We start from the raw sequence: 1,262 nt of genomic DNA, 5'->3' as shown, positions 1-1,262 counted from the left end.
CTGTCGAGCGTTGCCGCCGACCTCGGCCACACTCAACTGTTCGGCGCGCTGTGCAGCGGTGGCAGCCTGTTGCTGGTGGATGACGAGAGCGGTTTCAGCCCCTTGGCCCTGGCGGAGTTGTTCAGCCAGCACCCGGTGGACGTGCTGAAAATTACCCCGAGCCACCTCAGCGGTCTGTTGCAAGCGCTGCCGGATGCGCGTTTGTTGCCAGAGGCGTTGCTGGTGTTTGGCGGCGACGCGCTGAGCCCGGCGCTGCTGGCGCAGGTCAACGGCCTGGCGCCGGGGCTGCGGGTGTTCAACCACTATGGGCCGAGTGAAGCGACGGTCGGTGCGATTGCCACCCAACTCACGCCGGGCCAGCGCAGTATTGCCTTGGGCCGACCGCTGCCGAATCGTCAATTGCAGGTGGTGGATGTTCAGGGTCGTGAGGTGGCGACAGGGGTGAGCGGTGAGCTGCTGATCAGCGGCGCCCTCGCCCGTGGTTATCTGCACCGTGACGACCTCAGCGCCGAGCGCTTCCACCACGATGCCCAACACCAACGTTGGTACCGAACGGGTGACCGCGTGCGTTGGCTGGTGGACGGCCAACTGGCGTTCCTTGGCCGAGTCGACAGCCAGGTGAAGATTCGTGGCAACCGCCTGGAACTGGGCGAAGTCGAGGCACAGATCAAACGCCTGTCACCGCTGATCGAACAGGTGGTGGTGCGCGCGATTGAACTGGACGGCGGCCTGCGCCTGGTCGCTTATCTGGTGGCGAGCCAGTCACTGTCAGCGCTCAAGCTGCGCAACGATCTCGGCAACCGCGTGCCGGACTACATGGTGCCGGCGCACTTCATCACCCTGGATGAATTGCCCCTGACCCGTAACGGCAAGGTCGACGCACAGCGCCTGCCGCTGCCACCCACCAGCCGCGATGACAACGCCACCCACGTCGCCCCGCGCAATGAAGTGGAAACGCTGCTGGCCGCGATCTGGCAGGACGTGCTCAAGCTGGAACAGGTGGGTGTGCACGACAACTTCTTCGCCATCGGCGGTGATTCAATCCTCAACCTGCAAATCATCGCGCGGGCCAATCAGCAAGGGCTCAAGCTCACGCCACGGCAGTTATTCGAGAACCGCACCATCGCCGATATCGCCCGTGTTCTGGGGGCCGACGCTAGCCATGCAGTGGCCGAGCAGCGTGCCGATGGCTATGCATTGCCCCTGAGCGCCGGCCAACGCGCACGCCTGGAACAAGGCCCATTGACCGCCACCTGGCGTTG

At 64.7% G+C, this 1,262-nt stretch carries 1 protein-coding gene; it reads left to right on the top strand.

From position 1 onward, the window contains the following. A partial coding sequence (locus HX846_RS37605; RefSeq protein WP_178967510.1) for an AMP-binding protein occupies positions 1 to 1,262 on the top strand: 1,262 nt, incomplete at both ends.

Source organism: Pseudomonas sp. K5002, assembly GCF_013386655.1.
Classification (GTDB): Bacteria; Pseudomonadota; Gammaproteobacteria; order Pseudomonadales; family Pseudomonadaceae; genus Aquipseudomonas.
Note: the sequence above shows the minus strand (reverse complement) of the source record. Positions and strands in the feature narration are given on the sequence as shown.